Raw genomic sequence first — 7,612 nt, 5'->3', positions numbered from 1 at the left:
GGTGAACTCCGGACCCATCCGCACCCGCGTCTTGATCCACGACGGCTTCTTCTCGATCGGCGTCTCACTGTTGCGAACTTCCAGACGCAACAGCTTCCGGCCTTCAGGCGCAGCACTCACGACTTCAACCGTACGCCCGTCCGGGCTAAGCGGGATCGGGGGTGACGCCGGTCAGCTTCGCGGTGACGTCCCACAACGCGGCCCCCAGCGACTCGCTGCGCGCGGCGGCCAGTGGACGGCTCTTGACCGGGTTCCCGCGCGTGCCGCCGAGGCCGCCCGGGACGATGTAGTCGCCGCCCTCGACGCCGTCGGCCGTGGCCGCGTAGAGCTGCGGCAGCGCGCCCTGGCGGACGTTCTGCGCGAACAGGACCTCGCCGATCCGGTGCCCGCCGGCGATGACCGAGCGGACGACGGGATTGCGGTAGGAGCGGGCCATGCCGCTGCCGAGCCCGGTGGCGGTGTAGCCGGGGTGGGCGGCGACGCTGATCACGCCGGAGCCGGCCGCGCGCAGGCGGCGGTCCAGTTCGAGCGCGAACACCTGGTCGGCGAGCTTCGACTGCCCGTACGCGGCGGCGGGGTTGTAGCGGCGGTGCTCGGCGTTCGGGTCGTCGAGGTGGATGCGGGCGCCGACGGCGGCCAGGCTCGACAGCGTGACGACCCGGCCGCGCAGGGCGGGCATGAGCAGCCAGGTCAGTGCCGCGTGGCCGAGGTGGTTGGTGCCGAACTGCAGCTCGAAGCCGTCGGCGGTGCGGCCGCGGGCGGTCGCCATCACGCCGGCGTTGTTGACCAGCACGTCGAGGGCGTCGCCGGTGCGCTCCCGCACCAAGACGGCCGCCGCGCGCACCGACGCGAGCTCGCTCAGGTCCAATGGGATGAGCTCGGGGCCGGCGCCCGCGGCGGCCGCTTTCACGATGTCGAGTGCCTTCGCCCCGCGCTCGGCGGAACGGCAGGCGAGGAGCACGCGGGCCCCCTTGCCCGCGAGCACCTCGGCGGTGCGCAGCCCCAGACCGGAGTTCGCCCCGGTGACCAGGACGGTCCGGCCGGTCTGGTCGGCGATGTCGGCCTCGGTCCAGCGCTGTGTCATGCGCTTACTTAACTCCATCCATGCCCCCGCCGCCGCCCTCAACGGAGGCGCTTCGCGCCGCTGTGCTGATTCGTTACGCACTCGGCGCGAGCAGTCGCCGCAGGTGTCCGATCATCGGACGGCGACGGGTGTTTTCTTCGCGATTTGCGCGCAGCAGCGCCTCGAACGCGTGCCCCACCTTGACGATCTCGTCGGCCGGCTCGCGCGGGTCGGCCAGCCCGGCCGTGACGGCGAGCATGCGCAGCTCGCCTTCGTGCATCCGGCGCAGCGACGCGTGCCGCTCGCAGGCGCCGTCGAGGACCGCACGCAGGTCGGCGTGCTCGTCGACGGCGGCGCGCCAGGCGCGGGTGACGGCGTCGACGTGGTCGCCGAGGCCGTCGGCGTCGTCCGGGTCGATGACCTCGGTGCGCAGGCGGCCGCTCAGCGTCCGCGTCCACTGGTACTGCAGCGCGGTGAGGACGTTTTCCTCGGTGCCGAAGTGCTCTTCGGCACCGGGCACCTCATCGAGCGCCAGCGGCTCACCCGGGTTACGGGCGGCCAGCCTCACGGCGGCTTCGAGGATTTCCTGACGTCGGTAGAAGTCGGTCCAGCTCATGTGTGGCTCCCCTTCCGTGGCCCGGGTCATACCGCGGGTCTGCGGCATACTCCCGGTACGGACCTGACGCGCCGAACATACCATGAGTATGGAGAGCTGTTCCCGGCGTAAAGTTGTGAAGGTGGCGACAATGAGGTCCAGACGACTCGACTACTCCGAGTCGACGCGGTCCGCGCTGGTCGACAGCGCGGTCGAACTGTTCACCAAACGCGGTTACGCGGGTACCTCGCTCGACGAGATCGCCAAACGCGCCCGGGTGACCAAGGGCGCGCTGTACCACCACTTCAGCGGCAAGCAGGCCCTGTTCGAAGCCGCGTTCGACCAGGTCGAGAGCCTCGTCTACGACCGGCTCGACAAGATCATGACCGGCGAGGGCACGCCGTGGGAACGCGCGCTCGGCGGGCTCAACGCGTTCATCCGCGCCTGCCTCGACCCCGCCTACCAGCGGATCGCCATCCACGAGGCGCCTGTCGTGATGGGCTGGGAGCGCTGGCGCGAGGCGGAGGAGCGCTGCAGCTTCGGGCTCGTGCGGTCCGGCCTGCAGTCGCTGATCGACGCGGGTGAGGTCGAGCCGGTGCCGGTCGAGGTCACCGCGCGGCTGCTGTTCGGCGCGCTGTCGAGCGCGGCGACCGAAATCGCCAGTTCGCCCGACCCGAAGAAGGTCGGCGCCGAGATCGAGGACGTGATCGTCCGCATGCTGGTCCGGCTGAGGCGCACGGAGCCCGACGTCTCTATAGGCTGACGTCGTGGACTTGAGGATCTTCACCGAGCCCCAGCAGGGGGCCAGCTACGACGACCTGCTGCGCGTGGCCAAGGCGACCGAAGCCGCCGGGTACGACGCCTTCTTCCGCAGCGACCACTACCTGAAGATGGGCTCGGCCGACGGCCTGCCCGGCCCGACCGACGCGTGGATCACCCTCGCCGGCCTGGCCCGCGAGACCAGCCGGATCCGGCTCGGCACGCTCGTCACCGCGGCGACGTTCCGGCACCCGGGCCCGCTGGCCATCTCCGTGGCCCAGGTCGACCAGATGTCCGGCGGCCGCGTCGAGTTCGGCCTCGGCTCCGGCTGGTACGACGCCGAGCACGAGGCGTACGGCCTGACGCTGCCACCGCTCAAGGAGCGCTTCGACCGCTACGCCGAGCAGCTCGAGATCATCACCGGTCTGTGGAAGACGCCGGTGGGCTCGACGTATTCGTTCGACGGCCAGTACTACAAGCTGACGGAGTCGCCCGGCCTGCCGAAGCCGGCGCAGTCCCCGGCGCCGCCGGTGATCATCGGCGGCGGCGGCAAGAAGCGCACCCCGGCACTGGCCGCGCGGTTCGCCGACGAGTTCAACCTGCCGTTCGTCGACGCCGAGACGGCGGCGGCGCAGTTCGCCCGCGTCGAGGCGGCGGCGGCGGAGATCGGCCGCGATCCGAAGGAGATCCTCCGCTCGGTGGCCCTGGTCGTCGGCGTGGGCCGCTCGGACGAAGAGGTCGCGCGGCGGGCTTCGGTGATCGGCCGCGACGTCGACGAGCTGCGGGCCAACGGCCTGGCCGGGACGCCCGCGGAGGTCGTCGACCGGATCGGGCGGTGGCGGGAGCAGACCGGCATCACGCGGCTCTACCTGCAGCTGCTGGACCTGACGGACCTGGACCAGATCGACCTGATCGCCGCCGAGGTCGCGCCGCAGCTGGACTGAGCAGCCCCCGTTTTCCACGCTACCGGGAGGGGCCGACAGTTCCGCCGGCTCTGAACCGTGAAGGCCACCTGTTGTCCACAGGTGGCCTTCACGGTTTTCAGTGTCTTCAGTTCTGGAGGGCGAAGGTGACGCCGGGGGCCTCGGGGGCGGCCGGGCGGGGGAGCCAGCGGTCCTCGCTCACCGGCAGCTCACCCTCGAGGGCCGCCAGCACCGCGTCACGAGCCAGCGGGAGCACCGCCTCGACCGTGACGTCCCGCTGGAGTTCGTACGACAGGGACGTCACGCCCGCGTCGCGGATGCCGCACGGGACGATGTTGTCGAACGCCGCCAGGTCGGCGTTGCAGTTCAGCTCGAAGCCGTGCATCGTCACGCCGCGCTGGACCCTGATGCCGATCGCCGCGATCTTGCGCTCGATGCCGCGGTCGTCCGCCGGGATCCACACCCCGCTGCGGCCCTCCACCCGGCCGCTGGCCACGCCCAGCTGGTCGCACACGTGGATCAGCGCCTCCTCCAGGCGCCGGACGTAGTGGACGACGTCGATCGGGTCGGCGAGCTTGACGATCGGGTAGCCGACCAGCTGGCCGGGGCCGTGCCAGGTGATCTTGCCGCCGCGGTCGACGTCGATCACCGGGGTGCCGTCGGTGGGGCGGTCGGCCGGCTCGGTGCGCTTGCCCGCGGTGTACACCGACGGGTGCTGCAACAGGAGCATCGTGTCCGGGGCGGTGCCGTCGGCGCGGGCGGTGAGGTGGCTCCGCTGGAGCTCCCAGGCTTCGGTGTAGTCGATCGTGCCGAGCTCGCGGACGTCGACAGGCTCGGTGCTGGCGCGGCAGGTGCGGGAAGAACTCACCCGTCGAGGCTACGCCCGTCACCCGGGGGAAGCAGCTGCAAGGCGCACGCTGAGAGCAGCCCGACACCGGTCACCGCCAGCACTGCGCCGATCGTGTCGGTGACCCAGTGGACGCCGAGCACCACCCGGCACGCGGCCGACAGCACCACCGCCACCACGACGGCCACCGCGACCCGCCGGACCAGCCGTGGCCACAGCCACGCGCACAGCAGGAGCAGCACGAATCCGGTGCTCGCCACCGACACCACGTGCCCGCTCGGGTAGCTCAGGTCCGGGTAGTCGCGCGGGCGTTCCCGCAGGAAGATCGGCTTGAACACCAGGCTGGTCAGCCGGCACAGCAGCAGCACCACGGCCAGCCGGACACACAGGCCGAGGTGCTCACGCCGGCGCAGCGCCAGCGCCAGCAGCGCCGCGCCGAGGACGTAGGGGAGCACCGGGCCGAGGACGTCGCTGCCGGCCTGCGCGACCCGCCCGAGCGGCTCCGCGTACACCCCGTGAAGCGCCTTCGACACCGCGACGTCGAGGGCCAGCGGCTGCCGCGCGACGCTCAGCCCGAGCAGGACGAACGCGGCCGAGAACACCACGCCCACGACGAGCCAGCGCTGCAGCCGGACACTCATGCCGCGGCGAGCGCGCTGTCGAGGGTCGGGTGCCGGAACTCGTACCCGGAACCCGCCAGCACCGCGGGGACCGCCCGCTGCCCGAACAGCGCCATCTCCTCCCCGGCCTGGCCGAGCACGGCCTTGAGGGCGATCCCGGGCACCCACCACGGCGCGGGCCGGTGCAGGACGCGGCCGACGGCGCGGGTGAACTCGGCGTTGGTCACCGGCTCGGGACCGGTCAGGTTCACCGGGCCCCGCACGTCGTGCGCGAGGACGTGGACGATCGCGCCGACCTCGTCGTCGAGGGAGATCCACGGCATGTACTGGTGGCCGTTGCCGAGCCGGCCGCCCAGGCACAGGGCGAACAGCGGGCGCAGCGTCGCGTACAGGCCGCCCTTGGCCGAGAGCACCAGCCCGGTCCGGAGGTGCACGACCCGCGCGTCTCCGGCAGCCGCCGTCGCCGCTTCCCACGCTTCGCAGAGCTCGGCCAGGAAACCCCGGCCGCGCGGGGCAGATTCGTCCACAATGGACTGATGGGTGTGGCCGTAGTACCCGACGGCGGACGCGTTGACGAGCACCCCGATCCCGTGTTCGGCGACGGCTTCGGCGAGCACCTCGGTCGGCTCGACCCGGCTGTCGGTGAGCTGCTGCTTGCGCATCGCGCTCCACCGCCCGGGGAACAGCCGCCGTCCGCCCAGGTTCACGACCGCGTCGACACCCTCGAAGGCGCCGCTCGCGATGGTGCCCGACGGCGGGTCCCAGCGGAATTCGCCGCCTTCGCGCGCTTCGCGCCGCACCAGCCGGCGGACCTCGTGGCCCTCGCGCCGCAGGCGGTCGCCCAGCGCCGACCCGATCAAGCCGCTCGCTCCGGCGATGAGTACTCGCATGCTTCGATCGTTGCGCATCCGCTGCGTGCCCGCACGCCCGGCCCGGACACGGCGAAGGCCGCCACGGGCTCCCGTGGCGGCCTTCGTCAGGGGTGGCTCAGAGACCGAGTTCGCTCTCGAAGTTGCCCTCTTCCAGGCGCTGCTTGATCGTCGTCAGGAAGCGGCCCGCGTCGGCCCCGTCCACCAGGCGGTGGTCGTAGGTCAGCGGCAGGTACGCCATCGACCGGACGGCGATCGTGTCGTTGCCGTCGGCGTCCGCGATGACCACCGGGCGCTTGACGACCGCGCCGGTGCCGAGGATGCCCGACTGCGGCTGCACGATGATCGGCGTGTCGAACAGCGCGCCGACGCTGCCGATGTTCGTGATCGAGAACGTGCCGCCCGACAGCTCGTCCGGCTTGATCTGGCCCGCCCGCGCGCGGCCCGCCAGGTCGGCGATCCGGTGCGCGAGCCCGGCCAGGCTCAGCTCGCCGGCGTCGTGGATCACGACCGAGAGCAGCCCGCGCTCGGTGTCCACCGCGATGCCCAGGTGCACGGCGCCGTGGTAGGTGATCTCCTTCGTGTCCTCGTTGTAGGACGCGTTGACGTTCGGGTGCTGCTTGAGCGCCTCGACCGTGGCCTTCGCGAAGAACGGCAGGAACGTCAGGTTGACGCCCTCGCGCTCCTTGAAGCCCGCCTTCGCGCGCTGGCGCAGCTTGGCGATCTTCGTGACGTCGACCTCCTGGACCTGCGTGAGCTGCGCGGCGATCTGCAGCGACTCGCGGGTCTTGGTGGCCGTGATCTGGCGGATCCGGCTGGCCTTCTGCACGGTCCCGCGCAGCGCGGCGAGCTCCGGCGACACCGCGGCCGCGGGACGCGCGGCGGGCGCCGACGGGGCAGCGGCGGCGGCCGGGGCGGCAGCGGGCGCCGGCGCGGCGGCCTTCTGCTTCTCCTCGGCCGCGGCCAGGACGTCCTGCTTGCGGATCCGGCCGCCGACGCCGCTGCCGGTCAGCGACGCGAGGTCGATGCCGTGCTCCGACGCGAGCTTGCGGACCAGCGGCGTGACGTACGGGCCGTCCGCCGAGCCGTCCTTCGCCGCGGCGGCCGGGGCCGACTGCGTGGCGGCCGAGGCCGGGGCGGCCTGCGGCTTCGGTTCCGGCTTGGGCTCGGGCTTCGCCTCCTGAACCGGCTCCGGCTTGGGCTCGGGCTTCGGTTCCGGCTTGGGTTCCGGCTTCGGCTCGGGCTTGGGCTCCGGCTTGGCTTCGGCCTTCGGCGCCGCGTTCGCGTCGCCGATCACGGCCAGGACGCCGCCGACCTCGACGGTCTCGTCCTCGCCCGCGCGGATCTCCAGCACCGTGCCGGCCACCGGCGACGGCACCTCGGTGTCGACCTTGTCGGTGGAGATCTCGAGCAGCGGCTCGTCGACCTCGACCGAGTCGCCGACCGCCTTCAGCCAGCGCGTGACGGTGCCCTCGGTGACGCTTTCGCCCAGCTCGGGCAGCTTCACCTCGGTGCCTTCGCCACCGGCGGCCGGCGCGGTGTCCGGCTTGCTCGGGGCGCTGTCCTGCGCCTGCGGCTCGGGCTCGTCCTGCTGCGGCTCGGGCTCCGGCGCGGACTCCTCCTGCGCCGGGGCGGAAGACTCCGGCACGCCGCCGCTGCCGTCGTCGATGACGGCGAGCTCGCCGCCGACCTCGACGGTCTCGTCCTCCTGGGCGCTGATCTTCACGACCGTGCCCGCCACCGGGGAGGGCACCTCGGTGTCGACCTTGTCGGTCGAGATCTCGAGCAACGGCTCGTCGACCTCGACGGTGTCGCCCTCCTGCTTAAGCCACCGGGTGACGGTGCCTTCGGTGACGCTCTCCCCGAGCTCCGGCAATGTGACGGAGTAGGCCATCGTTCGCTGACTCCTCTTTCAAGATTCTGCGGTGTCTGGATT

General features: G+C 72.1%; 8 protein-coding genes and 1 pseudogene. 2 read left to right on the top strand and 7 right to left on the bottom strand.

Annotation, left to right across the window (positions count from 1 at the left end):
• From OO60_RS46875 to OO60_RS43975, 3 genes and pseudogenes are all read right to left on the bottom strand, one after another.
• Positions 1 to 120: pseudogene (locus OO60_RS46875) on the bottom strand (lipoyl synthase); the annotation flags it as partial.
• 25 nt (positions 121 to 145) lie between these two features.
• The gene (locus OO60_RS43980; RefSeq protein ID WP_003095825.1) at positions 146 to 1,084 is read right to left on the bottom strand and encodes an oxidoreductase; all 939 of its coding nucleotides are present in this window, start codon (positions 1,082 to 1,084) and stop codon (positions 146 to 148) included.
• Between the two features lie 73 nt (positions 1,085 to 1,157).
• Positions 1,158 to 1,679: a hypothetical protein gene (locus OO60_RS43975; protein ID WP_003095823.1), complete on the bottom strand. Its 522-nt coding sequence runs from the start codon at positions 1,677 to 1,679 to the stop codon at positions 1,158 to 1,160.
• A gap of 130 nt (positions 1,680 to 1,809) precedes the next feature.
• On the opposite strand from OO60_RS43975, the gene OO60_RS43970 reads away from it, so the two are divergent.
• A complete protein-coding gene (locus tag OO60_RS43970) occupies positions 1,810 to 2,421 on the top strand; it encodes a TetR/AcrR family transcriptional regulator (protein WP_003095816.1) in 612 nt (203 codons plus the stop codon).
• 4 nt (positions 2,422 to 2,425) lie between these two features.
• Positions 2,426 to 3,361 (top strand): LLM class F420-dependent oxidoreductase, encoded by a 936-nt coding sequence (locus OO60_RS43965; RefSeq protein ID WP_003095814.1) that lies wholly within the window; start codon positions 2,426 to 2,428, stop codon positions 3,359 to 3,361.
• Between the two features lie 106 nt (positions 3,362 to 3,467).
• Here the strand turns inward: OO60_RS43965 and lipB are convergent, their stop codons facing one another.
• The 4 genes from lipB to sucB form a co-directional block, all read right to left on the bottom strand.
• Positions 3,468 to 4,208, bottom strand: a complete 741-nt coding sequence (gene lipB / locus OO60_RS43960) for a lipoyl(octanoyl) transferase LipB (RefSeq protein ID WP_003095810.1) — start codon at positions 4,206 to 4,208, stop codon at positions 3,468 to 3,470.
• Positions 4,205 to 4,828 (bottom strand): phosphatase PAP2 family protein, encoded by a 624-nt coding sequence (locus tag OO60_RS43955; RefSeq protein WP_003095807.1) that lies wholly within the window; start codon positions 4,826 to 4,828, stop codon positions 4,205 to 4,207. The genes lipB and OO60_RS43955 overlap by 4 nt, the downstream gene beginning before the upstream one ends.
• Positions 4,825 to 5,697, bottom strand: coding sequence for a TIGR01777 family oxidoreductase (locus tag OO60_RS43950; RefSeq protein ID WP_033263621.1), 873 nt, complete (start codon positions 5,695 to 5,697; stop codon positions 4,825 to 4,827). Before OO60_RS43950 ends, OO60_RS43955 begins: the two co-directional genes overlap by 4 nt.
• Before the next feature lie 97 nt (positions 5,698 to 5,794).
• A complete protein-coding gene (gene sucB, locus OO60_RS43945; RefSeq protein ID WP_033263620.1) occupies positions 5,795 to 7,570 on the bottom strand; it encodes a 2-oxoglutarate dehydrogenase, E2 component, dihydrolipoamide succinyltransferase in 1,776 nt (591 codons plus the stop codon).
• Positions 7,571 to 7,612 lie beyond the last annotated feature (42 nt).

The sequence above is a fragment of the Amycolatopsis vancoresmycina genome, assembly GCF_000716785.1.
Classification (GTDB): Bacteria; Actinomycetota; Actinomycetes; order Mycobacteriales; family Pseudonocardiaceae; genus Amycolatopsis; species Amycolatopsis vancoresmycina.
The sequence above is the reverse complement of the archived record's forward strand: the minus strand, read 5'-3'. Positions and strand labels throughout refer to the sequence as shown.